We start from the raw sequence: 24,581 nt of genomic DNA, 5'->3' as shown, positions 1-24,581 counted from the left end.
GCCGCCAGGTCAGGTCCGTGTGTGACAGCAGGGGACAGTGCGCAGGCTTTCGGGAGCTTCGGTTTTTTCTGGCCGACACCGGTTGCCCCGTCCCTGAGAACAGCGGCACGCACATCGTGCGTCAGGATGGTTCGCATTTTCAGTCGCAACAGCGAAAGCGAAATGTTTTTCGACATTCGCCCGCTGCCAGTAGTGCTCGGTACTATCGACAAGCGTTTTTGTCAGGTCCGCATAATCGCGCGCCTGGTCTCGGCTCTTCGCCGTATGTCGCTTGCTCGATTCAGCGGCCGCGCTCGCGACACGCTACACGGTGATGCCAGCGCTGCTGTGCGTGGCGCGCGGTTGAGTCATGGATTGGGTTTCGGCCGCTTGGGTCCCGGTGCGATTTCCGGTTGTTTCCTTGGATCGCCCGACACCGTTAACAAATGAAATGAGTAGACACGTGGCAGGGTTAATGGAATTGGCGCCCCATTACTATCTTCATTCCCCGATAATCGGGGATTCTGACCAGCCAAGTCCGGCGTGATTCTCGCCCCCAGTTGCTTTAGACAATAGTCACCTTCCTTGCCATCCAGGACGGGTTCGACTTTTCTCCATACCTCATCGCTCATTAACGTTCGTGAGCATCCTGTCTCGCTTGCTCAAGAGGCAAAATGCCCACGCGCCTGAGCAAACGTACACTGCCCCTAATCCGTCTCCCTCAGCACCTCAGCCACCGTCCCAAATATCTCCTCGATCTGCGCCTCTTCCACAATCAACGGTGGCGAGAACGCCAGGATATCGCCGGTATAACGCGTCAGCACCCCCTTCTCGAAGCACCGCACGAAAACATCATAAGCACGTGCCCCAGGCGCCCCAGCACGCGACGCCAACTCCACCCCACCCACCAGCCCAAGATTGCGCACATCGATGACATGCCGCTCGTCGCGAAGCTTGTGAATCTCGCGCTCGAAGATCGGCGCCATCCGCGCGGCCCGCTCGAATAGCTGTTCACGCTCATACAGATCGATCGTCGCGCACGCCGCAGCCGCCGCGATCGGATGCCCTGAATACGTATACCCATGAAACAGCTCGATCCCACCCGGCGCCCCGTTCACAATCGCATCGTGAATCTTCGCACTTGCGGCGACAGCCCCCATCGGCGCGGCCGCATTGTTGGTGCCCTTGGCCATGGTCAACAGATCCGGCGTCACACCGAAATACTGCGCGGCAAATGCCGCACCTAAGCGCCCCCAACCCGTAATCACTTCGTCGAAGATCAACAAGATGCCATGCTTGTCGCAGATCTCGCGCAGCCGCTGCAAATACCCTTGCGGCGGAATCAGCACACCGGTCGACCCAGCCACGGGCTCAACGATCACCGCAGCAATCGTCGACGCATCGTGCAGCGTAACGAGCCGCTCCAGTTCGTCAGCGAGATGCACACCCCATGCCGGCTGCCCTTTCGAAAACGCCGCCTCCTTGATGTTCAACGTATGCGGCAAATGATCGACAGCCGCCAACAGTCCACCTGAAAACGCCTTGCGGTTCGGCGCAATACCGCCCACCGAAATCCCGCCGAAGCCCACGCCGTGATACCCACGCTCGCGACCGATAAACCTCGCTCGCTGCCCCTCGCCACGCGAACGGTGGTAAGCCAACGCAATCTTCAGCGCGGTATCCACCGCCTCCGAGCCCGAGTTCACAAAGAAGATGTGCTTCAAGTCGCCCGGCGTATGTCGCGCGATTTTCGTCGCGGCTTCGAAAGCCTTCGGATGGCCCATTTGAAACGTTGGCGCGAAATCCATTTCGGCCGCCTGCGCCTGCACAGCGGCCACGATCTCGTCGCGGCAGTGCCCCGCGTTCACGCACCACAGCCCGGCGGTGCCGTCGAGAATGCGCCGGCCGTCGTGTGACGTGTAGTACATCCCCTTCGCGCTCACCAGCAGCCGCGGCGCGCTCTTGAATTGACGGTTCGCGGTAAAGGGCATCCAGAACGCGGACATATCGGGTGTATTGACGCTGGCGCGCTCATTCATGTCGTGTCTCCTCGCGTGGGTGCTCTTTCAGTGTAGGCACAGCGCGGCGCATGCACAAAGGGGCGGCGGCCATGCACCGCCGACGCCCAATGGCCGATCGATACGCTTCGTTGCGGCGCGGCACGCACCTGAACGAGGCGCACGCCCTGCTCCTGCACCAATTTTGCGCCGCATGACGCATAACTGCCGTGACGCATCACCGCGCCGCAGCACGCAGTAGCACGCAACTCGCGGACTTCAAGTCGAAATTGCTGCATGGCATGTGCCTTGCAGTACACGAACGGCAAGTCATGCGGGATAGGCCCTGCTGGCTGAAATCGACGCCCATAAACATTCACCATTCAATGGCAAGGGGAAATACATGAAACGTCGTAGTCTGTTGAAGTTCGGCTCCATGTCGGGCGCATTGGCGCTAGCGGGTCGGGTTCCGTTTGCTCATGCGCAATCGGGCAGCGGTCCGATTAAAGTAGGCGTTCTACATTCCTTGTCAGGCACGATGGCGATCTCGGAGACATCGCTCAAAGACACCGCGCTGATGACTATCGCGGACATCAACAAGAACGGCGGCGTCATGGGCCGCCAACTGCAGCCGGTGGTCGTGGACCCGGCGTCGAACTGGCCACTGTTCGCCGAAAAAGCGCGTCAGCTGATCACCCAGGAAAAGTGCGCCGTCGTGTTCGGCTGCTGGACGTCCGTCTCGCGCAAGTCGGTGCTGCCGGTGTTCGAAGAACTGAACGGCCTGCTGTTCTATCCCGTCCAGTATGAAGGCGAAGAAATGTCGCGCAACGTGTTCTACACGGGCGCCGCGCCGAATCAGCAAGCAATTCCGGCCACCGAATACCTGATGAGCACGGAAGGCGGCGGCGCCAAGCGCTTCTTCCTGCTGGGCACCGACTACGTCTACCCCCGCACAACCAACAAGATCCTGCGCGCGTTCCTCAAGTCGAAGGGCGTGCAGGAAGCCGATATCCAGGAGGTCTACACCCCCTTCGGCCACAGCGATTACCAGACCATCGTCGCGAACATCAAGACCTTCTCGCAGGGCGGCAAGACCGCGGTGATCTCTACCGTCAACGGCGACTCGAACGTGCCGTTCTACAAGGAACTGGGCAACCAGGGGCTGAAGGCGTCTGACGTGCCGGTCGTCGCATTCTCGGTCGGCGAAGAAGAACTGCGCGGCATCGATACGAAGCCGCTGGTCGGCAACCTCGCGGCATGGAACTACTTCATGTCGCTGCGCAATCCGGCCAACGAGAAGTTCAAGAAGCAATGGGCCACGTGGGTCAAGGACAACAACCTGCCGGTCGGCACCAAGCGCGTGACCAATGACCCGATGGAAGCGACCTTCGTCGGCATCCATATGTGGAAGCAGGCCGTCGAGAAAGCGAAGAGCACGGACGTGGACAAGGTACGCGTCGCGATGATCGGCCAGACGTTTGCCGCGCCGTCGGGTTTCACGCTCGAAATGGACGGCAATCACCATCTGCACAAGCCGGTGATGATCGGCGAAGTGCGCGCCGACGGCCAGTTCAACGTGGTGTGGCGCACCAAGACCGCGGTTCGCGCGCAGCCGTGGAGCCCGTTCATCGCCGGTAATTCGAGCAAGCCGGATGTGGTCAGTTCGATTCCCGCATTCCTGAAGCGCTCGCGGGTTGCCTGAGTCTAAGTTCGAGTCTGAACCCGATTCTGAGCCAGACAGGACGACGCAGTAATACGACGGCGCGGTATCGATGCTTTCGCATCATGCCGTGCCGCTCTGCCGGTTTTTCTTCAAAGGCCATCATGGCGTTTTCATTCCTGACTGTTGCACGACGCAGCGCACGGCGCACCATCGGCAGCGTGGCGCTTGCGCTCTTCGCTAGCGCGCCGCTTGCGGCCTTCGCGCTGAGCCCGGCCGATGTCGCGCCGCTCGCGGGCGATGACTTCGACGCGAAATCCGCGGCCATCGACAAGCTGATTGCCAACCACGACAAAGAATCGCTAGCGGTCCTCAAAGCACTCTCCGAGGACAGCGCGCTCGCCACCGATTCCGGCGCGGTGCTGCTGCAAGACGGCGACACGGCACGCGATGCCGTCACCGGTAAAACGGTCGCCGCGGGCGACGCGCAACCGGTCACCCTGAACAACCTGCTGCGCTCGAAAGTAACCGGCGCACTCTCGGGCTTGCAACTCGATTCCCCCGACACCGCCACGCGCGACGCCGCCATCACCTCGCTGCTGCAAAACCCCGATCCGTCGATCAAATCGCTCGTCGATGCGGCGCGCGCGAAGGAAACCGACCCCGTGCTAAAGAAGCGCCTCGACACGCTGTGGGCGATGACCGCGTTGCACGATGCCGACCCGGCCAAGCGCCTCGAAGCCGTGCAACTGGTCGCCGCGCGGCACGATCTCGACATGAACGAACTGCTACGCCCACTCGTCGCGAAGAAGCCGGATGGCACCTTCAACGAAGCGGACGGCCGCGTGCGCGCCGCCGCGCAAAGCGGCATCGACGAACTCGATTCGATCCAGCGCCGCAGCCAGATCGCGGGCACGCTGTTCGCCGGGCTGTCGCTCGGCAGCGTGCTGCTGCTCGCCGCATTGGGCCTCGCGATCACGTATGGGCTGATCGGCGTGATCAACATGGCGCACGGCGAATTCCTGATGATCGGCGCCTATGCAACGTACGTCGTGCAGAACCTGTTCCAGCGCTTTGCGCCGGGTGCGTTCGACTGGTATCCACTGCTCGCGGTACCGGCTTCGTTCGCCGCGGCCGGACTGGTCGGCATCGTGCTCGAACGGCTGGTGTTGAAGCATTTGTACGGCCGTCCGCTGGAAACCCTGCTGACCACCTTTGGCGTCAGTCTGATTCTGATTCAGGCGACACGTATGGTGTTCGGTGCGCAGAACGTCCAGGTGATCAACCCTGCATGGATGAGCGGCGGTGTGACCGTGCTGCCGAATCTGATCCTGCCGTACAACCGGCTGGCGATTCTGGCGTTCTCGCTGATCGTCGTCGGAATTGCCTGGGCTGTCCTAACCAAAACGCGTCTGGGACTGTTCGTGCGCGCCGTCACGCAAAACCGGCGGATGGCCGCGTGCGTCGGCGTGAAGACCTCGCGCGTCGACTCCTATGCGTTCGCGTTCGGCGCGGGCATTGCCGGCCTGGGTGGCTGTGCGCTGTCGCAGATCGGCAATGTGGGTCCGGACCTCGGTCAGAGCTACATCATCGACTCGTTCATGGCCGTGGTGCTCGGCGGCGTCGGCCAACTCGCCGGCACGGTGATCGGCGGCTTCGGCCTTGGGCTGGTCAGCAAGGCGATCGAGCCGTTCTGGGGCGCGGTGCTCGCCAAGATCGCGGTGCTCGTGCTGATCGTGTTGTTCATCCAGAAGCGTCCGCAGGGCATGTTCGCCCTCAAGGGCCGTAGCGCGGAGGCATGAGATGACATCGGCTACCTCATCTGCCACCTCATCTGCCACCTCATCTGCCACCTCAGCTGCCACCTCATCGGCTCACATTGGCGCAGCGGGCGGTGGCGCGACGGCCGGACGCGAAGTGCAGTCTGGCTTCGCGCTGGGCTTGCCGCCGCGTCCCGCGTTGCTGTCGCGCCGCGCGTGGCTCGCGTTGATCGCTTTGATCATCGTATTCGGTCTAGGCGTGCCGTTAGCCACCCTGGTGGTGCCGGAGACGAGCGCGTTCCATCTGTCCGCCTACGCGATGACGATCACCGGCAAGTTCATGTGCTATGCAATTGCCGCGCTCGCGCTCGATCTCGTGTGGGGCTACTGCGGCATTCTGAGCCTGGGACACGCGTTGTTTTTTGCATTGGGCGGCTACGCGATCGGCATGTACCTCATGCGCTCGATCGGCCACGAAGGCAAATACGGCAGCGACCTGCCCGACTTCATGGTGTTTCTCGACTGGCACCAACTGCCGTGGTACTGGCAAGGCACGCAGCATCTCGGTTACGCGCTGCTGCTGGTGGTGCTGGTGCCCGCTGTAGTCGCGTGGGTGTTCGGCTTCTTCACGTTCCGCTCGCGGGTGAAGGGCGTGTACCTGTCGATCATCACGCAGGCGATGACGTTTGCCGCGATGCTGCTGTTTTACCGTAATGAAACGGGGTTCGGCGGCAATAACGGCTTCACTGACTTCAAGCGCATTGGCGGTTTTCCGATCACGCATCCGGGCACGCGCACGGCCCTTCTGCTGATCACGTTCGCGGTGTTGATTCTGGCCTTCATCGGCGCGCGGGCAATCGTCACGTCGAAGCTGGGCCGCGTGGTCACCGCGGTACGCGACGGCGAAACGCGTTTGATGTTCCTCGGCTACAGCCCGCTCGCGTACAAGCTGTTCGTGTGGACCGTGTCCGCGATTCTGTGCGGGATTGCAGGGGCGTTGTATGTGCCGCAGGTCGGCATCATCAACCCGGGCGAGATGTCGCCGGGCAACTCGATCGAGATGGCGATCTGGGTTGCGGTGGGTGGACGTGGCACCTTGATCGGACCGATCATCGGCGCGTTCGCGGTGAATGGTGCGAAGAGTTTTTTTACGGCGAACTTCCCTGAATACTGGCTGTTCTTTCTTGGCCTGATTTTCGTGCTGGTCCCGCTGTTGTTGCCGAACGGCATCATGGGGTTGGTCGACATGGTCGCGCGAAAAAGGAACCGCTCATGAACGAAAACCCGATGGTTCCCGATCTTGCATTACCCGAAGAGCCTGCTGAACGGTCACTGAGCGGCGTCGCGAGCATGGGGCACGCGGTGGTGCCGGGCGAGATCGATATTTCGCACGGGACGATTTTGTACCTTGAAGACGTGACTGTGAGTTTCGACGGGTTTCGCGCATTGAATGCGTTGAGTTTGTCGATCGACGCGGGCGAGTTGCGTTGCATCATTGGGCCGAACGGCGCGGGTAAGACGACGATGATGGATGTCATCACCGGGAAGACCGAACCGGACTCCGGGAAGATTTTTCTCGGGCAGTCGATTGATCTGACGCGGATGAATGAGCCTTCTATTGCGCGTGCGGGCATTGGGCGGAAGTTTCAGAAGCCTACTGTGTTTGAGCAACATCCTGTGTGGGAGAACCTTGAGTTGGCCATGAAGGCTGATAAAGGTTGGTGGGCTTCTTTGCGTGCGCGGTTGGATCGTGATGCGCAAGCGCGGATTGAAGAGACGTTGGCTTTGATCGGGTTGGAGAGCGAGGCGCGGCGGCTCGCTGGTGAGTTGTCGCATGGGCAGAAGCAACGGCTTGAGATTGGGATGTTGCTGATGCAGCAACCGGCGCTGCTTTTGCTCGATGAGCCTGCGGCTGGCATGACCGATGACGAGACCATGCAGCTAGCTGAGTTGCTGAATCATTTGCGTGGGACGTGTTCGATGATGGTGGTTGAACATGATATGGAGTTTGTTGCGGCTTTAGCGGGTGATAGGGGGAAGGTCACTGTGATGGCCGAAGGGCGGGTTCTTGCGCATGGCACGCTTGATGAGGTCAAGCGGGATGAGATGGTGATTGAGTCTTATCTAGGGCGGTGATTTTTTTTTGCCTTTGGCGGCGGTATTGGTTTGGTGGCCTGCTCGGCGATTGTTTGTGTTTTTATGGTGTTGGTGTTGTCTTGATCTGGATTCTTTGGCGTTGTCTTGATCTGGATTCTTTGGCCTTTCCTTGAGTTCTTTTTGGTCTATTAGCGTCGCCCCTGTGCGGGGCAGCACCTACTTTTCTTTGCCTGCCGCAAAGAAAAGTAGGCAAAAGAAAGCGGCTCAAACCGCTAACTTTTAAGCGGGTCCCCTGGCTTGGAGGAGGCAGTGGTGCATCTGGAATCCGTGCCCTCGCACACTCAGCGTTAGTGACAAAGGTGTCATCAGCTCCCACTCCGCACTGCGTGCGTCGCGGATGGGTATGCATGGGAAACCAGGGGCTTCGGTTCAAGGTCATGGGGCCGTCAGTATCGAGCGATGCAATCGACAGATGGAAGATGTGAACTGACATGATGCCGCTCACCGATTGACAGCCCCCACGCACAAACAGGAGTGAACGCAAATGACCCAATGGCCCCATGAAGTACTCGTCGGCGCGCGCAGCGCCGCCGGAAGTATGACTGCCTTGTCACTCACGCCGAATGTGCGAGAACACAGATTCCAGATGCACCACTGCCTCCTCCAAGCCAGGGGACCCGTTTAAAAGTTAGCGGTTTGAGCCGCTTTCTTTTGCCTACTTTTCTTTGCGGCAGGCAAAGAAAAGTAGGTGCTGCCCCGCACAGGGGCGACGCTAATAGACCAATAAGAATTCAAGAAAAGGCCAACGCCGTAGGCACACACAGGAACACACAGGAACACCAAAAATGCTAGAAGTCGAAAACCTAAACCAGTACTACGGCGGCAGCCACATCCTCCGCGACGTGAAACTCACCGTTCCTGACGGCAAGCTCACCGTATTGCTAGGCCGCAACGGCGTAGGCAAAACAACGCTACTCAGATGCCTGATGGGCGTCGTCCAGACCAAGAGCGGTTCAATCGCCTGGCGCGGCACACCGATCACCAAGCTGCCGACCTACTCACGCGTGGAGCAAGGTCTCGCCTACGTCCCCCAAGGCCGCGACATCTTCCCGCGGCTAACGGTCGAAGAAAATCTACTAGTCGGCGCAGCCAGCAAAAAAGCCCCGAAGAAAATCCCGGATCGTATTTACGAACTGTTCCCCGTTCTAAAGGACATGCGCAGCCGCCGCGGCGGCGACCTCTCCGGCGGTCAGCAACAGCAACTCGCGATCGGCCGTGCGCTAATGAGCGATCCGCAATTGCTGATCCTCGACGAACCCACGGAAGGCATCCAGCCGTCGATCATTCAGGACATCGGCCGCACGCTGCGTCAATTGGTCGAAGAAATGGGTATGACCGTGCTGCTCGTCGAACAGTATTACGACTTCGCGAAGGAAATCGCTGATCGGTATTGGGTAATGAGCCGCGGTGAAATCGTCGCAGGCGGCGAAGGCGCAAACATGGATACGGATGGTGTGCGCGCCCTCATCGCGGTCTGAAGCGCAGCAGCACGGCAATGCAGCGTGCTATTCTCGCCGCATCCCGTGGCAACGCGGCTAGTCGTTGCCTAACGCGCGTCGGCACGCTCCGCAACAACACGTCTGTTGCCGCGTCCTTTAGCGGACCGCGCCGCCCGTCCATTCGCAAGTCCATCCGTATGTCGCTTCACGAAAATCACACCGCACTCGCCACCGCGCAACCTGCCGCGCACTCGCAATGGCGCGCGCGCCTCGAACTCGGCTTCGTCAAAGAGGACGAACGGACCACACTCAAGCATCGGCTGCATGACGGACCGTTGCGCGTGCAAAGGCCGCTCTACCCGGAAGGCAATGCAATCTGTCATGCAGTGATCGTGCACCCGCCAGGTGGGATCGCGGGCGGCGACCATCTCGACATCGATGTTGCTGTCGGCGACAACGCGCATGCCGTGATTACCACGCCCGGTGCGACCAAGTGGTACAAGGCCAATGGGCGTGCGGCACGGCAGAATATTGCGGTGCGTGTCGGTGAGCATGCGAGGCTCGACTGGCTGCCGCAGAACAATATTGTTTTCGATCACGCCAATGCGATGCTGGATTTTTCGTTGACGCTTGGCGAAGGTGCCACCGCGATTGGGTGGGATGCGACTCAGCTTGGGCGGCAAGCGGCCGGCGAGCAGTGGTCAGCCGGTCATTTGCGCGCGGTATCGCGGATTGTCGGCGCGAATGGCGAGGCGCTATGGCTCGAACGCGCGAGTCTTGCTGCAGAGGATTCATTGCGGGATGCGGCGCAAGGTCTGGCCGGGTTTCCTGCTTATGGGACGCTGTGGGCTGTTGGGGCGGCTTGCGATGATGCGCTGGCTGAGGCGCTCACCGCCCAGTTGCCGTTTGATGATTCGTTGCGGGCGGCGGCTTCCTGTGTCACTGAGGGTGTTTTGCTCGTGCGGGCAGTTTCGCGGTCTATGGAGACCCTGCAGCGAGCTTTGACGCAGTGCTGGCTTCAGTTGAGACCGGTCGTGCATGGTGTCAACGCCGTGCCGCTTCGAATCTGGTCCACCTGACGCCCGCGTCGTCTGTCCGTCTGTCCGATCGGCAGGCGGCCGTTCACCTTCGCAAGTCGCCTCATGCACCAATCGGGAACACGGCATCACCCCAGATTGGTGCATCACTCCCTTTTCCTCCCCGCCCACCTATACTGCACCGGCATGGCACATACCTTGCTGCAAAATCCCCCACAATGCCGCCGCATCCTGACGGCAGCCGACCGCTTCTCGCCACCACCGCTCACACAACATGACCCGATCGACCCTTCGCCCCGCGCGTCGCGCCTGGCTCGCCGCACTGCTGCTCTCGCCCGTCCTCGCACTCAATGCGCCCGCCGCCCACGCGGATACGCTCGACAACATCGCCAAAGCAGGCACGCTCAAAGTCGCCGTGCCGGAAGACTATCCGCCGTTCGGATCGGTCGGCGCGGATATGAAGCCGCAAGGCTATGACATCGATACCGCCGCGATGCTGGCGAAGTCGATGAACGTGAAGCTCGAGCTCGTGCCGGTCAATAGCGCGAACCGCATTCCGTATCTGCAAACAGGTAAGGTCGATCTGGTGATCTCGTCACTCGGCAAAACACCCGAGCGCGACAAGGTCATCGATTTTTCAACGGCCTATGCGCCGTACTACCAGGGCGTGTTCGGCCCCGCCGACATCAAGGTCACCGGCCCCGCCGATCTCACCGGCAAGACAGTCGGCGCCACCCGCGGCGCGCTCGAAGAAATCGCTCTCACGCAAATGGCGCCGAACGCCACCATCAAACGCTTCGAAGATAACAACGCGACTATCGCCGCGTTTCTCTCGGGTCAGGTGCAGTTGATCGCCGCCGGTAACATCGTCGCCGCCGCGATCCTCGCGAAGAATCCGCCGCGTCGTCCGGAACCGAAGTTCGTTATCAAGAATTCGCCGTGCTTCGTCGGCATGAACAAGAACGAACCCCGCCTGCAACAGAAGGTCAACGCTGCCATCGCGACGGCCAAGCAGGACGGTACGCTCAACACGATGTCGAAGAAATGGTTCGGCGCAGCGATGCCGGCCGACCTGTAAGCGCATCGTTAGCTGAACTTGATACCGTGCCTGGCTTATCCGGCATTGCACTCGTCATGGCCGCATCCCGTGCGCAACGCGCGATCGCGGCCATGACACGCAACGCCAATCACTGTCGCAGCCGGTCCCACTCGGGACCGGCGCAACCCTACGTAGACATTCGATGAAGCTGACACCCCGCGAGAAGGACAAGCTGCTGATCTTCACCGCCGCGCTGCTCGCCGAACGGCGCCGCGCTCGCGGCCTCAAACTGAATTACCCGGAAGCGGTCGCCTTCATCAGCGCCGCGCTGATGGAAGCGGCCCGCGACGGCAAGACCGTCGCCGAAGTCATGCACTACGGCACCACGCTTCTGACGCGCGCCGATGTGATGGAAGGTGTGCCGGAAATGATCCCCGACATCCAGGTCGAAGCCACGTTCCCCGACGGCACCAAGCTCGTCACCGTGCATCATCCGATCCCGTAACCCGTAAGGCTGCCCCATGATTCCCGGCGAACTCCTCATTGACGACGGCGAACACGAGCTCAACGCGGGCCGCGCCACCGTCACGGTGGTCGTGTCGAATACCGGCGACCGGCCGGTGCAGATCGGCTCGCACTATCACTTCTACGAAGTGAACGAAGCGCTCTCGTTCGATCGCGAAGCGGCACGCGGTTTCCGCCTGAACATTGCTGCAGGCACCGCCGTTCGCTTCGAGCCCGGTCAGGAACGAACAGTCGAACTGGTCGAACTGGCGGGCGATCGCGTCGTCTACGGCTTCAACGGCAAGGTGATGGGCAAGCTTTGACGCGTCACCCGCGCATGCCTGCTCCGACCACCCTGCTCATTTCCGGACCCACACCATGACATTACGCATTGGCCGCCGCGCGTACGCGGAAATGTTCGGCCCCACGACCGGCGACCGCGTACGCCTCGCCGATACCGATCTGCTGATCGAAGTCGAACGCGACTTCACGACCTACGGTGAAGAAGTGAAATTCGGCGGCGGCAAAGTGATTCGCGACGGCATGGGCCAGTCGCAACGCGTGCATGCCGACGTGGTCGATACGGTCGTGACGAATGCGGTGATTCTCGATCACTGGGGCATCGTCAAGGCCGATATCGGCATTAAGAACGGCCGCATCGCTGCAATCGGCAAAGCGGGCAATCCCGACATCCAGCCGAACGTGACGATCGCAATCGGCGCGTCCACCGAAGTGATCGCGGGCGAAGGCCTGATCGTGACGGCGGGCGGCATCGATACGCACATTCACTTCATCAGTCCGCAGCAAATTGAAGAAGCCCTTGCAAGCGGCGTGACGACGATGCTCGGCGGCGGTACAGGTCCGGCAACAGGCACGAACGCAACAACCTGCACGCCGGGTCCGTGGCATCTCGAACGCATGCTGCAAGCCGCCGACGGTTATCCGATGAATCTCGGCTTTCTCGGCAAGGGCAACGTGAGCCAGCCGCAACCGGCGCTTGAACAGATCGCCGCGGGTGCGATCGGTTTGAAGCTGCACGAGGACTGGGGCACGACGCCCGCCGCGATCGACAACTGTCTTTCCGTCGCCGACGACACCGACACGCAGGTCGCGATTCACACGGATACGCTGAACGAAGCAGGTTTTGTGGAAGCGACCGTGGCGGCGTTCAAGGGTCGCACGATTCACACGTATCACACGGAAGGCGCGGGCGGCGGCCACGCTCCAGACATCATCAAGGTGTGCGGCGAAGCGAACGTGCTGCCCTCCTCCACGAATCCGACGCGCCCGTACACCATCAACACGCTCGAAGAGCATCTCGACATGCTGATGGTGTGCCACCACCTGGACCCGTCGATTGCGGAAGATATCGCGTTCGCCGAGTCGCGCATTCGCCGCGAGACCATTGCTGCCGAAGACATCCTTCACGACCTCGGCGCATTGTCGATGCTGTCCTCGGATTCGCAGGCGATGGGCCGCGTGGGTGAAGTGATCATCCGCACGTGGCAGACCGCGCACAAGATGAAAGTGCAACGCGGCGCGCTGCCCGAGGACAACACGCGGCACGACAATTTCCGCGCGAAACGTTACGTCGCCAAGTACACGATCAACCCGGCCATCACACACGGTATCTCGCACGAAGTCGGCTCGATCGAGCCGGGCAAATGGGCCGACCTCGTGTTCTGGGAGCCGGCGTTTTTCGGCATCAAGCCTTCGCTGATTCTGAAGGGCGGCATGATCGCAATGGCGCAGATGGGCGACCCGAACGCATCGATTCCGACGCCGCAACCGGTCCACTATCGCGAGATGTTCGCGACGCGTGGCGGTGCGCTAGGGCGCACGTCCTTGACCTTCGTTTCGCAAATGGCCGCCGACGCGGGTGTCGGCGAACGCTACGGTCTGAACAAGCGTATCGTTGCCGTTAAGAACTGCCGCAACATCACGAAGGCCGACATGATTCACAACGCGTGGCGCCCGGCGATCAGCGTCGATCCGGAGACGTATCAGGTCATCGCGGACGGTCAGTTGCTCACGTGCGAACCCGCAACCGTGCTGCCAATGGCGCAACGCTACTTCCTGTTCTAAACCATGCGCACTATCGACAAGCTGATCGCGCCGCATCTGAAGCTGGCACCTGTGCTGGTGAAGCGCGCGCCAACCCTGACACTCACTTTCGACGACCGCCGCAAGAGCCGTCTCGCGGCAACGCTCGATAACGGCGAAGAAGTCGCGCTGCTGCTGCCGCGCGGCACCGTGCTGCGCGACAGCGATGTTCTGGTCGCCGACGATGGCGGCCTGGTGCGTGTTGTCGCCGCGCCTGAAGCGGTGCTGGTTATCCGCGCTAAAGATGCATTGACGTTGACGCGCGCTGCATACCACCTCGGCAATCGTCATACGCCGGTCGAAGTCGGCTTGGATTATCTGAAGCTGGAATACGATCCGGTGCTCGCCGATATGCTCAAGCGTATCGGCGCCAGCGTGGATCAGGTGTCGATGCCGTTCCAGCCGGAATCCGGCGCGTACGGCGGCGGCCACAAGCATGGTCATGATGAGACGTTTGCTGAAGACTATGCGTTAGCGCAGCAGGTGTTCGGCGAGCATCATGGGCATGAACATGCGCACGACCATGGGCACGGGCACGATGACCACCCGCATGATCATGAACACGGCCAAAGCGCACAAGGCCACACGCATGACCCTGATCACGGCAACGACCATTCGCACGATCACAAAGACGGCGATCACGTCCACGACGAATCGTGCGGCCACGGGCATCATCACCACCATGCGCATCGCTGAACTCACTGCGCTGCTGCATCTCGCGTCGCCGGCACTGCCGATCGGCGCGTTCAGTTACTCGCAGGGTCTGGAAGCAGCGATAGAAGCCCAACTCATCACCGACGCGAATTCCGCCCGCGATTGGATCGCGAGCGGTTTAACCGACGTGCTCGCGCGCGGTGAGCTTCCGTTTCTCGCGCATCAGATGGAACGCTGGTACGCGCATGATGCCAGCGGCTTGAAGGAAGCGAACAGCGAATTCCTGGCGAGCCGCGAGTCTGCTGAACTAAGACGCGAGACGGAACAGATGGGCTGGTCGCTGCGGCAGTTGTGCGTCTCGCTTGAATGGGGCGACGCCGAACGGCGCGCAACATTGGCATCGCTCAAGCCCTTGGCCCAGCCCACGGCTTTCGCATTTGCCGCTTTTGCCCACGATGCGGCGCCGGATGCCGCGCTCGCCGCCTACGCATTTAGCTGGGTGGAAAACCAGGCCGCCGCGGCATTGAAGGCCGTGCCGCTCGGCCAACTCGCAGGCCAGCGCATCATCGTGGCGTTACGCGAGCCGATCGACGCGGCTGTCACGCGCGCATTGGCCACCTCACCCGACGACATCAACACCTTCGCGCCGCAATTAGGCATTCTGTCGGCGCGTCACGAGTCGCAGTATTCGCGGCTCTTCCGCTCATAAAAAAGATCCATCATGAACGCACCTCAACACCTCCGTACCAAGAAACTGCCGCCGCTTCGCGTGGGCGTCGGCGGCCCGGTTGGCTCGGGCAAGACCACGCTGCTCGAAATGCTCTGCAAGGCGATGCGCGAGCAGTACGACCTCGTCGCGATCACCAATGACATCTATACGAAAGAAGACCAGCGTTTGCTAACCGTGGCGGGCGCCTTGCCGGCCGAGCGGATCATGGGCGTCGAGACGGGCGGCTGCCCGCATACGGCGATTCGTGAAGACGCGTCGATCAATCTCGAAGCCGTCGACCGCATGCTGACGCGTTTTCCCGACGCGGACATCGTGTTCATCGAGTCAGGCGGCGACAACCTGGCAGCGACGTTCAGTCCGGAATTGTCGGACCTGACGATCTACGTGATCGACGTAGCCGGCGGCGAGAAGATTCCGCGCAAAGGCGGACCGGGGATTACGAAGTCGGATCTGCTGGTGATCAACAAGACCGATCTCGCACCGATGGTCGGCGCGAATCTGGAGGTGATGGCGTCAGACGCGAAGAAGATGCGCGGCGAGCGGCCCTTCGTGATGTGCAATCTGAAGGCGCTCGACGGACTGGATACGGTGGTGAAATTTATCGAGAAGAAGGGGTTGTTGAAGGCTTGAAGCTATCGCTTCAATCGCAAGCACATGTAGCGATTAGCCGTGTCGTCCGGATTAACTGCCCCACCGCCGATCAATAGAATAGACGAGGTGAACTGAGACATGCGAATGTCGGCAAGTTTTTTGACAGAGTCAATTTGCGAGAACTGCACGTCGCATTGCGTGTGCCGTTGTTGATCAATGACCTGCTTCAGACTTTCGTTCTGCTGCTTGAGCAGGGCAATCTGCTCTTCGCGTAAATTGATTCGGCCTTCATAAAAATAGCTGACTACGCCGTGATACATGCCTAACGCTGTTAAAACAGATACAAGACGTGCAGCCCAGCGGCGCACTCCAGCGGAAACAAGATCAAGTTTTTCCATCTATACTCGCCCCTCATTCCGGCAACAACGCCATCAACACATCCACCGTCCGTGCCGTTGCCCCGCGATGCCGCGCGGCAAACGCTGAGGCCGCGCCCCCCATCGCCAACCGCGCTGCCTTGTCGCCGAAGAGTTCGCGCAATGCCCGCGCCAGATCCGCCGGATCTTGCACCTGGACCGCCGCCCCCGCCGCGACGGCATCCGCCGTAGCTTGCGTGAAGTTGAACACGTGCGGCCCGATCAGCACCGGCACACCGACCGCACAGGCTTCGATCAGATTCTGCCCGCCCAACGGCAGCAAACTTCCGCCGATAAACGCCAGATCCGAAGCGGCGTAGTAAGCGCCCAACTCGCCCATCGAATCGCCGAGCAGCACGTTCACATCAGCAGGCAAAGCAGGCACACCGCCGCTGGTAGTCGCAGCCGCCGATGCCACCGCCGCGCCCGGCGCCCACGTCGAACGTCGCTCAAGACGCAAACCGCCCTTTTCCACCAGCGCCGCGACTTCGTTAAACCGTTGCGGATGACGCGGCACCAGGATCAGCAACGCGTCGTCGACGCCGAGCGCCGCGAACGCCTGCAGCACCAGTTCCTCTTCGCCTTCGCGCGTACTGGCCGCGACCCACACGGGCCGCGTGCCGATCGCCGCGCGCCATGCATGGCCCCGCGCCGCCAGTTCCGGCGGCGTGTTCATATCGAACTTCAGATTGCCCAGCACCGCGACGTTACGAGCGCCGAGTGCGGTAAGCCGCTCCGCATCCGCCGGACTCTGCGCCAGCACGCGCGCAAACCCGCCGAACACGTCTTTCGTGGCATGGCCTAACTTGGCCGCGCGCTTATACGAGCGTGCCGACATTCGCGCATTCGTCAGCACGAGCGGCACATCCGCGCGACGGCATTCGTCGATCAGCGTCGGCCACACTTCGGTTTCCATCACCAGGCCGAGCGATGGCCGCCACGCCCGCAAAAAACGCCGCACGGCGTGCGGCATGTCGTACGGCAGATAGCTGCGCAACACACGGTCGCCGAAAATCTGCTCACCGGTGGCGCGGCCGCTCGGCGTCATATGCGTCAACAGAATGCGTGCGTCGGGGCGCGCTTTCATCAGCGCGTCGATCAGCGGTTGCGCGGCACGCGTCTCGCCCACCGACACCGCATGCACCCAGATAAGCGGCGCATTGTCTTCCGGCAACCGGCTACGCGAATAACCGAAACGCTCGGCGATATGCTCACGATAGCCACGCTCCTTGCGCGAACGGATCAGCAAACGCAGCACGGCAAGCGGCGCGACGATCCACCAGAGCGCGTTATAAATCGCCCTCAGCATCGGGACTCCGCACGCCCGAGTGCGAATCCGGATGCAAGGGCGAGTGTCACCGCGCGATCGAACAAGACAGCGGCGCTCAAACCAGCGCCCTGCCCTTCAGGCGCTCGAGTATGCCGAGCGGGGCGCATTCCGGCTGCGCCATCGCCTTGACCGGCAGGAAGAAGGTTTGCTCCAGCATGAACTGGCCGGACATCACCGCATGCGACGTCTGGTCGGAGAAACACACCCACACGCTACCCGGCGGGAACGGCATGGTCTCCTGCGGGCTCGCCTTCTGATAGTCGAGATCGGCCTTCATGCCGTCGTGCAGATTCAGCATCAGATGGTCGTATTCGCTGCGCGGCGATTTGGTGACATGCAGCAGGTTCAGCAGCCACGCCGAGCCCGGCATCTGCGGTTTGATGCGCGGCAGGAAGCGCTTGGCCATATCCTCGAACGGCTCGCCGACGCGCCAGACGCGCGGTGCCCCATGCGGGTTGACGTTGGTGAACACGCGCAAAATGCGCTCGCCGTAATTCGGCCGCGACGGAAAAGCATCGACGTGCAAACGGCTATCGTCCTTGCGCCAGGACGTCTCGCGCCCTTCCACCTGATGCAGCCGCAGGCTCGTCGGCGCGACGCGCAACTTGCTGTTGTATTCGGGAAAGAGCCCATCGACCAGCGTGCGCGCATTGGCCTGATAACGCGCGATCAACGCGCGCACCGCCGATTGCGTGACCGCGTCGCCGGCCACGCCGTGCAAGGCGCCGCCGTTCGGCTCAAGACTGATGTTCTTGCGGCTCGGATCGGCCAGGGCGGGATCGAGCAGCGCCTGTTCGCCGCCTTCGATCGCAAAGCGCAGGTTCGGGAAATACAGCACTTTGCCGCGTTCGACGCCGGCCAGCAGCATCTCGCGCGGCACGGACAGATTGCGCCCGTGCCAGTCGGCGTTCGCTACTTCGATGATCTGGGTTTCGTTCATGGTCGCCCTTGAAAACAGGTGGAGCGTAAGGCGAAGCACACCGCATTACAGCGCTACAGCATCAGAGCAGGCCGAAACCGGCCAGCGCGGATTTGACTTCCTGCAGCGTGGGCGGCTTGCCGGCCGTGCCGAGGTTGAGGACGTTCGGCGACCAGTAGCCGCCGGTCCGCCACGCGGTGGCAAAATTGTACAACTCGACCGTCGGCCGCTTCAGCGCCGCCGCAATGTGAACTAGACCTGTGTCAACGCCGACTGTCGCGGCGGCCCCTTCAATCAGGCCGACCACCGCCGGCAACGATAGCCTGGGCGGCACGATGGCCGCGGCGCCGAACTCCTTCGCCAGACGTTCGCTGGTGACGCGTTCTTCCTCGCTGCCCCACGGCAGCACGATCGACGCGCCGCGCCGCACCAGCGACTGACCGAGGTCGATCCACGCGGCATCGGGCCACTGCTTGTCGGCGCGCGAGGTGGCATGCACGAACACCACGTAGGGCACCGGCAGGTTCAGATTCGCCTCCGACAAAGCCAGCGCCGCGCGCCTGGTGTCGAGGCCGAAGTCGATCTCGTCGGTGGGTTGCGGCCGCGGGTCGTTCAGCGCCGCGGCCACCAGTTGGCGCGTGCGCTCGACCACATGGGTGCGCGGCTCGATCGGCACGCGCTTGCCGTAGAAGAAGCGCACCGGCCATTCGAAACCCGCGCCGTCGGTACGGTTCGCGAGGCCGACCAGCGGTCCGCGCGCCATGCTCGCGACCCACGCGGTCTTGATGAGCCCCTGGCAGTCGATCACGAGGTCGTAGTTCTCGGCGGCGAGCGCGCGGCGAAACGCGCCGATCTCGCGCCAGTTGTCGACCGACAGGATGCGCTTGCGCCAGCGCCGCAGCGACACGGGAATCGCCCGCCGCACGCCGCTGACGAGTTCCACGAGCCCCACGAAGCTTTCTTCGACGAGCCAGTCGATCTGGGCCTCGGGATGGCGGCGTCGGATGTCGGCGATCACCGGCATGTTGTGAACGACGTCGCCCAATGACGACACCCTCACGATTAGTATCTTTTGCACGCTCAAGTGTGGGAAAACCGGCTATCCGGCCCGAAGATGCGTTGAAAGAGCCCCCAAACCTGTCGCTTCGCGTCAGGCCCCCCGAGGGGGTGAGGACCGCAATTCTAGCGCGACACGCGTCAATAGCATGAAAAAACGCGGCGCGGTAAGTGAAACCCGCGCCGCGTTCGACGGCAGCCCCGGTTCACGAAGAACCGCGCCGCCACTGGAGCATTTAGAACGGCAGCTTCGCGTCAGGCTTCTCCGCCATGATCACGCGGCGGAAATCTTCCTGGATGCGCTTGAGCGCTGCGTCGCTATCGGCTTCGAAACGCATGACCACCACCGGCGTGGTATTCGACGAGCGCGCGAGGCCAAAGCCATCCGGATACTCGACACGCAGGCCGTCGATCTTGACGACGTCGTCCGCGCCGGTGAACTTGGCGTTTTGCTGCAAACGCGCGATCAGTTCGAAGTTTTCGCCTTCTTCGAGCTTCAATTGCAGTTCCGGCGTGGAATTCGAGTTCGGCAGCGAGTTCAGCAGCTTGCTCGGATCGGCCACGCGCGTGAGGATTTCCAGCAGACGCGCCCCCGTGTACAGGCCGTCGTCGAAACCGTACCAGCGGTCCTTGAAGAACACGTGGCCGCTCATTTCGCCCGCCAGCGGCGCGCCGGTTTCGCGCAGCTTCGCCTTGACCAGCGAATGGCCGGTCTTCCACATCAGCGGTTCGCCGCCTTTGTCTTTGACCCACTTGGCCAGATTGCGCGTGCACTTCACGTCGTAAATGATCTGTGCGCCCTTGTTGCGCGACAAGACTTCTTCGGCGAACAGCATCAACTGGCGGTCCGGATAGATGATCTCGCCGTCTTTGGTCACCACGCCCAGGCGGTCGCCGTCGCCGTCGAACGCGAAACCGATTTCAGCGTCCGTTTCCTTCAGCGCGCGGATCACGTCCTGCAGGTTTTCCGGGTGAGCCGGGTCCGGGTGGTGGTTCGGGAAGTTGCCGTCGATCTCGGTGAACAGCTCGACCAGTTCGCAGCCGAGCTTCTTGAACAGCATTGGAGCAAGGCCACCCGCCACGCCATTGCCGGTATCGACCACGATCTTGATCGGGCGTGCGAGCTTGACGTCGCTGGCAATGCGATCCAGATAGGCGTCGGCGATATCGTACTCAGTGTACGTGCCGCTACCTTCGGAGAAATTTTCGTCGACGATGCGCTGATGCAGCGCGAGGATCTGCTCGCCGTAAATGGCCGCGCCGCGCAGAACCATCTTGAAGCCGTTGTAGTCGGGCGGATTGTGGCTGCCCGTCACGACGATGCACGAGTCGACACGACGTTCGCCGCCGTCGAGCTGCAACGGCACGCTGGCCGCGAAGTAGCCGACCGGCGTCGGCACCATGCCGACGTTGACCACGTCGACACCGGCCGCACGCAGGCCGTCCGACAGCGCCTGAATCAGCTCGGGACCCGAGAGGCGGCCGTCACGCGCGACCACCACGGCATCGCCGCCTTGCGCCCGCACTTCGCTACCGAAGGCGCGGCCGATCGAACGCGCCGCATCGGCGTCGAGCGTCTTGCCGATTACGCCGCGAATGTCATACGCCTTGAAAATAGATTTGGAGATCATGTTGGCTCACTTGCGTGCAATGGAAAATTTTGACCGGCACATCGCCGAGGGATCGGTAAAACAGTCTGTTAAACCGTGCGATGCGCCCTTGCCGGAAGCGATCCGGTTCCAACTTATAATTGCGCCTTCCGGACATGCCCTAATAGACGCCCATTCTAATGCTTAGACGCCCTGCTTTTGCAATGTTGCCGCGACAGTCGGCCAGGTGGGCTGTTACACATTGCGCCTTGGCGCACGTTGCGTCCCTCGTGCACCCGCATAGGCGAGTGTCCACCGGATGCTGACGCTCAAACGCTTCGCCAATCCCGACGTCACGCGCGCCTTCACCAATATCGTCTGGCTCGGGTTGGAACGGCTCACGCAGATCGGCGTGGCAATCGTGATCAGCGGCATGCTGGCGCGCTACTTCGGGCCGGACACGTTCGGCAAATGGCAGTATGCGAATACGCTGCTGCTGGTGCTTTCGCCGATCACCTGGGTGTGCGGCGCGGAAATTCTGGTTCCCACCATCGTCAGCCGGCCGCCAAACCAGCTGGGCACGGTGCTCGGCAGCGCCTTCGCGCTGCGCTTCTCGGTGTCCGTCGCGGCATTGCTGCTCACGTGGCTCGGCATTGAGCTGCACTTCTTCGACCCGCTGGTGGGCGCCATGCTCGCCGGCCTCGCGGTCACCATGCTGTTTCGCGAGCCGTTCGTCGGCGTGATCAACGCGTGGCTGCAAAGCATGACGTACAGCAAGCCGCAGTTGCTCACCAGCATGAGCACCGCGGTGCTGAAGGCCGGCTTCGTCTATCTGCTGGTGCGCGCCATGGCAACACCCGCGCGCTTTGGCTGGCTGTGGGCCGCCGAATCGGCGGTGATCGGCGCGGTTCTGCTGGCGTATTTCGTTCGCCGGCATGGCGGCAAGCTCGGCTGGCACCTCGACCGCTCGCTCTTCAGGCACTTCGCGAGCGCGGGCACGGTGTTCTGGCTCGGCCTGATCTGTATGTATCTGTTCCTGAAACTGGACCGGCTGATGCTCGAGCGGGCGATTTCCTTCGCCGACCTCGGCCGTTATTCCGCCGCGCAGCAGTTGAACGAAAACTGGATCACGCTTGCGCTGATGCTCGCGCAGACGATCGCGCCCGCCTTCGTCTACCGCGTGCAGGACGCCGCGCAACTGCGCCGCAACGTGTGGCGGCTCACCGCCATGACCGCCGCGCTGATGGTGAGCGGCGCGATCGTGCTGGATCTGCTGGCCGGCTTCATCATCCGCCGCGTGTTCGGACCGGATTTCGAAGACGCGATCGAGATTTTCCGCTGGGCCGTGTGGCTTTCCGTGCCGGCCGGCATTGAAGCGATCGGCAATCTGATCGTGCTGAAATATCAGGCCAAGTTCGTGTTGCTCTCAAAGTGGCTGCTGGCGCTGGCTGTGGCGTTCGCCGTCAATCTGCTGGCGATTCCGCGGCTTGGCGCTTACGGTGCGCTAGTGGGCCTCGCGGCCGGTTATCTCGCCGCCGCGTCAGTTAATCTTTATTACATTCGTTTCAAATTGCGCCCATGACGAATTCATCCGCCACCGCGCTTTTCCTCGACGACGTCGCCGTCCTGATGCCCGCGTACAACGGCCAGGCCGACGTCGATCTCACGCTGGCCTCGTTCAGCGAAAGCGCGCTGGTCCACGTCCTGATTGTCGACGACGGCAGCACACCGCCAATCGTCGCGCCGGCGATCTCGAACATGAAGATCGAAGTGCTGCGCATGCCGCAAAACGGCGGCATCGAACGCGCGCTGCAAACCGGCATCGACGCCCTGGCGCAGCGCGGCTTTCGCTACGCAGCCCGCATCGACGCGGGCGACCGCAGCGTGCCGCAGCGGCTCGCCAAACAACGCGTGTTCATGGAGTTGCATCCGCACGTGGCCGGTCTTGGCATGTGGACGCAGGTCGTCACGCGTGAAGGGAAACCGCTTTTCATGCTGACGCCGCCCGCCGAACCGGATGCGATCCGGCGTCTCCGGTTCTTCCGGTCATGCCTCGCGCATCCTTCCATGATGCTGCGCATCGACGCGGTCCGCGCGGTCGGCAACTATCGCGCAGCGTATCCTTCCGCCGAAGACCTCGATCTGTTCGTGCGCCTGATGGCGCGCTACGACTGCGCGAATCTGCCGGAACTCGGGCTCTATTACGAGCTGAACGAAGGCGGCATTAGTGCCACCAAACGGCGCCGCCAGGTGAACTCCACGCTGCGGCTGCAACTACGCTACTTCAACGCCGCCAATCTGTACGACTGGCTGGGGCTCGCCAAGAATCTGCTGCATCTGGTGACACCCTACCGTGCCTTGCAACGGGTCAAACGCACCTTGCTCGCACCGCGTGCAAGCCATTGATTCCGTTGCTCCAGCATTCACCCTGCCACTCACCCTGTCACTCACCGTCGAGCCCGTTCCCGCATGAAGCCTGCCCTGAAGTCGACGCCCGCGCTGCGCATTACACTCGTCTGTAACACCGCCTGGGCAATCTATACGTATCGGCAAGGACTGATTCGTATGCTGGTGGGACGCGGCGTCGACGTGACGGTGCTCGCGCCACGCGACCGCACGTTCGAACTGCTCACCGCGATGGGGTGCCGTTGCATCGAGTTGCCGGTGGCGTCCAAAGGCACCAATCCGCGCGATGACCTGCGCACGCTTTTGTCGTTGTATCGTTTGTATCGAAGCATCCGCCCGCACGTCGTGTTCCATTACACGATCAAGCCGAACATTTACGGCTCGGTCGCCGCGAAACTGGCGGGCGTGCAGTCGGTGGCGGTGACCACCGGGCTCGGTTACGTGTTCATCCAGCAGAGCCGCGCTGCGCAAGTCGCGAAAAAACTGTACCGTTTCGCCTTCCGTTTCCCGCGCGAAATCTGGTTTCTGAATCGCGACGATCAGGCCGCGTTTGTGGAGCAGAATTTGTTGGTGCATCCTGAGCGTGCGCGTCTCCTGCATGGCGAAGGCGTCGATCTCGAACAGTTCGCCTTCACCCCGCTTCCGGAGCGGGCGGAGTTCAAATTCGTCCTGATCGGGCGGCTCTTGTGGGACAAGGGCGTCGGCGAATATGTCGAAGCCGCGCGGCGCTTGCGCGAACGTTATCCGCAGGCGCGGTTCCAGTTGCTCGGGCCGGTCGGCGTGGACAACCCTAGCGCGCTCACCCGCGAAGAGGTGGCCGCGTGGGAGCGGGAAGGCATCATCGAGTATTGTGGCGAGGCGCACGACGTGCGGCCCTTTATCGCCGACGCGGACTGCGTCGTCCTGCCGTCCTATCGCGAAGGCGTGCCTCGCACGCTAATGGAAGCATCGGCGATGGGCCGGCCGATTGTGACAACAGACGTGCCCGGCTGCCGCGAAGTGGTGGCGGATGGCGTCAACGGACTGCTGTGCGAAGTGCGCAATGCAGACAGTCTCGCGGCAAAGCTGGCGCAAATGCTCGACATGAGCGGCACCGAGCGCCGTGTAATGGCTGAGCGCGGCCGACAGAAAGTCGCGCAAGAATTCGACGAACGCGTTGTCGTCGAAACGTATAAAGACCTGGTGCAGAAAATGACGGGCGTTTTACTTTAACGG

The 24,581-nt window shown here is 61.8% G+C and carries 23 protein-coding genes; 17 read left to right on the top strand and 6 right to left on the bottom strand.

Annotated elements, in window-relative coordinates; all coding sequences use genetic code 11:
* Positions 1-162: 162 nt before the first annotated feature.
* Entirely contained in the window at positions 163-429 is a 267-nt protein-coding gene (locus tag KHO23_RS02625) for a hypothetical protein (protein ID WP_211609407.1), read from the top strand.
* Between the two features lie 257 nt (positions 430-686).
* On the opposite strand, the gene KHO23_RS02620 is transcribed toward KHO23_RS02625, so the two are convergent.
* Entirely contained in the window at positions 687-2,018 is a 1,332-nt protein-coding gene (locus KHO23_RS02620) for an aspartate aminotransferase family protein (RefSeq protein WP_211609406.1), read from the bottom strand.
* Positions 2,019-2,379: 361 nt separating this feature from the next.
* On the opposite strand from KHO23_RS02620, the gene urtA reads away from it, so the two are divergent.
* From urtA to ureG, 13 genes are all read left to right on the top strand, one after another.
* Positions 2,380-3,678 (top strand): urea ABC transporter substrate-binding protein, encoded by a 1,299-nt coding sequence (gene urtA / locus KHO23_RS02615; protein WP_211609405.1) that lies wholly within the window; start codon positions 2,380-2,382, stop codon positions 3,676-3,678.
* Between the two features lie 122 nt (positions 3,679-3,800).
* Entirely contained in the window at positions 3,801-5,438 is a 1,638-nt protein-coding gene (urtB, locus tag KHO23_RS02610; RefSeq protein ID WP_211609404.1) for an urea ABC transporter permease subunit UrtB, read from the top strand.
* 1 nt (position 5,439) lies between these two features.
* The gene (urtC, locus tag KHO23_RS02605; RefSeq protein WP_211609403.1) at positions 5,440-6,672 is read left to right on the top strand and encodes an urea ABC transporter permease subunit UrtC; all 1,233 of its coding nucleotides are present in this window, start codon (positions 5,440-5,442) and stop codon (positions 6,670-6,672) included.
* Positions 6,669-7,532, top strand: coding sequence for an urea ABC transporter ATP-binding protein UrtD (urtD, locus tag KHO23_RS02600; protein ID WP_211609402.1), 864 nt, complete (start codon positions 6,669-6,671; stop codon positions 7,530-7,532). The genes urtC and urtD overlap by 4 nt, the downstream gene beginning before the upstream one ends.
* Positions 7,533-8,338: 806 nt before the next feature.
* A complete protein-coding gene (urtE, locus tag KHO23_RS02595) occupies positions 8,339-9,031 on the top strand; it encodes an urea ABC transporter ATP-binding subunit UrtE (RefSeq protein WP_211609401.1) in 693 nt (230 codons plus the stop codon).
* A 158-nt stretch (positions 9,032-9,189) separates the two neighbouring features.
* Positions 9,190-10,071, top strand: coding sequence for an urease accessory protein UreD (locus KHO23_RS02590; RefSeq protein ID WP_211609400.1), 882 nt, complete (start codon positions 9,190-9,192; stop codon positions 10,069-10,071).
* Between the two features lie 232 nt (positions 10,072-10,303).
* Positions 10,304-11,107 (top strand): transporter substrate-binding domain-containing protein, encoded by an 804-nt coding sequence (locus KHO23_RS02585; protein ID WP_211609399.1) that lies wholly within the window; start codon positions 10,304-10,306, stop codon positions 11,105-11,107.
* Positions 11,108-11,270: 163 nt separating this feature from the next.
* Entirely contained in the window at positions 11,271-11,573 is a 303-nt protein-coding gene (gene ureA / locus KHO23_RS02580) for an urease subunit gamma (protein ID WP_063495016.1), read from the top strand.
* 16 nt (positions 11,574-11,589) lie between these two features.
* A complete protein-coding gene (locus KHO23_RS02575; protein WP_054041797.1) occupies positions 11,590-11,895 on the top strand; it encodes an urease subunit beta in 306 nt (101 codons plus the stop codon).
* Between the two features lie 55 nt (positions 11,896-11,950).
* On the top strand, positions 11,951-13,657 hold the full coding sequence (gene ureC, locus KHO23_RS02570) for an urease subunit alpha (protein ID WP_211609398.1): 1,707 nt from the start codon (positions 11,951-11,953) through the stop codon (positions 13,655-13,657).
* Between the two features lie 3 nt (positions 13,658-13,660).
* Positions 13,661-14,371 carry an urease accessory protein UreE gene (ureE, locus tag KHO23_RS02565; protein ID WP_211609397.1) on the top strand — a complete coding sequence of 237 codons (711 nt, stop codon included), beginning with the start codon at positions 13,661-13,663 and terminating at the stop codon, positions 14,369-14,371.
* Positions 14,358-15,038: an urease accessory protein UreF gene (locus KHO23_RS02560; protein WP_211609826.1), complete on the top strand. Its 681-nt coding sequence runs from the start codon at positions 14,358-14,360 to the stop codon at positions 15,036-15,038. The genes ureE and KHO23_RS02560 overlap by 14 nt, the downstream gene beginning before the upstream one ends.
* A gap of 12 nt (positions 15,039-15,050) precedes the next feature.
* On the top strand, positions 15,051-15,689 hold the full coding sequence (gene ureG, locus KHO23_RS02555; RefSeq protein ID WP_211609396.1) for an urease accessory protein UreG: 639 nt from the start codon (positions 15,051-15,053) through the stop codon (positions 15,687-15,689).
* Between the two features lie 2 nt (positions 15,690-15,691).
* Here the strand turns inward: ureG and KHO23_RS02550 are convergent, their stop codons facing one another.
* The 5 genes from KHO23_RS02550 to KHO23_RS02530 all read right to left on the bottom strand — a co-directional run bounded on the left by KHO23_RS02550 (position 15,692) and on the right by KHO23_RS02530 (position 21,002).
* Complete coding sequence (locus tag KHO23_RS02550; protein ID WP_211609395.1) at positions 15,692-16,048, bottom strand: hypothetical protein; 357 nt, start codon at positions 16,046-16,048, stop codon at positions 15,692-15,694.
* Between the two features lie 13 nt (positions 16,049-16,061).
* Positions 16,062-17,375: a lipid IV(A) 3-deoxy-D-manno-octulosonic acid transferase gene (gene waaA / locus KHO23_RS02545; protein WP_211609394.1), complete on the bottom strand. Its 1,314-nt coding sequence runs from the start codon at positions 17,373-17,375 to the stop codon at positions 16,062-16,064.
* A gap of 76 nt (positions 17,376-17,451) precedes the next feature.
* Positions 17,452-18,336: a Kdo hydroxylase family protein gene (locus KHO23_RS02540; RefSeq protein ID WP_211609393.1), complete on the bottom strand. Its 885-nt coding sequence runs from the start codon at positions 18,334-18,336 to the stop codon at positions 17,452-17,454.
* A gap of 61 nt (positions 18,337-18,397) precedes the next feature.
* Positions 18,398-19,399 carry a lipopolysaccharide heptosyltransferase I gene (waaC, locus tag KHO23_RS02535; protein ID WP_328821940.1) on the bottom strand — a complete coding sequence of 334 codons (1,002 nt, stop codon included), beginning with the start codon at positions 19,397-19,399 and terminating at the stop codon, positions 18,398-18,400.
* A gap of 208 nt (positions 19,400-19,607) precedes the next feature.
* Positions 19,608-21,002: a phosphomannomutase/phosphoglucomutase gene (locus KHO23_RS02530; RefSeq protein ID WP_211609391.1), complete on the bottom strand. Its 1,395-nt coding sequence runs from the start codon at positions 21,000-21,002 to the stop codon at positions 19,608-19,610.
* A gap of 277 nt (positions 21,003-21,279) precedes the next feature.
* On the opposite strand from KHO23_RS02530, the gene KHO23_RS02525 reads away from it, so the two are divergent.
* The 3 genes from KHO23_RS02525 to KHO23_RS02515 all read left to right on the top strand — a co-directional run bounded on the left by KHO23_RS02525 (position 21,280) and on the right by KHO23_RS02515 (position 24,578).
* Positions 21,280-22,542, top strand: a complete 1,263-nt coding sequence (locus tag KHO23_RS02525; protein ID WP_211609390.1) for an oligosaccharide flippase family protein — start codon at positions 21,280-21,282, stop codon at positions 22,540-22,542.
* A complete protein-coding gene (locus KHO23_RS02520; protein ID WP_211609389.1) occupies positions 22,539-23,366 on the top strand; it encodes a glycosyltransferase in 828 nt (275 codons plus the stop codon). Before KHO23_RS02525 ends, KHO23_RS02520 begins: the two co-directional genes overlap by 4 nt.
* 63 nt (positions 23,367-23,429) lie before the next feature.
* Positions 23,430-24,578: a glycosyltransferase family 4 protein gene (locus KHO23_RS02515; RefSeq protein WP_211609388.1), complete on the top strand. Its 1,149-nt coding sequence runs from the start codon at positions 23,430-23,432 to the stop codon at positions 24,576-24,578.
* Positions 24,579-24,581: the final 3 nt, after the last annotated feature.

Origin of the sequence: Paraburkholderia haematera, from assembly GCF_905220975.1 — a bacterium.
Lineage (GTDB): Bacteria > Pseudomonadota > Gammaproteobacteria > Burkholderiales > Burkholderiaceae > Paraburkholderia > Paraburkholderia haematera.
Note: the sequence above shows the minus strand (reverse complement) of the source record. Positions and strands in the feature narration are given on the sequence as shown.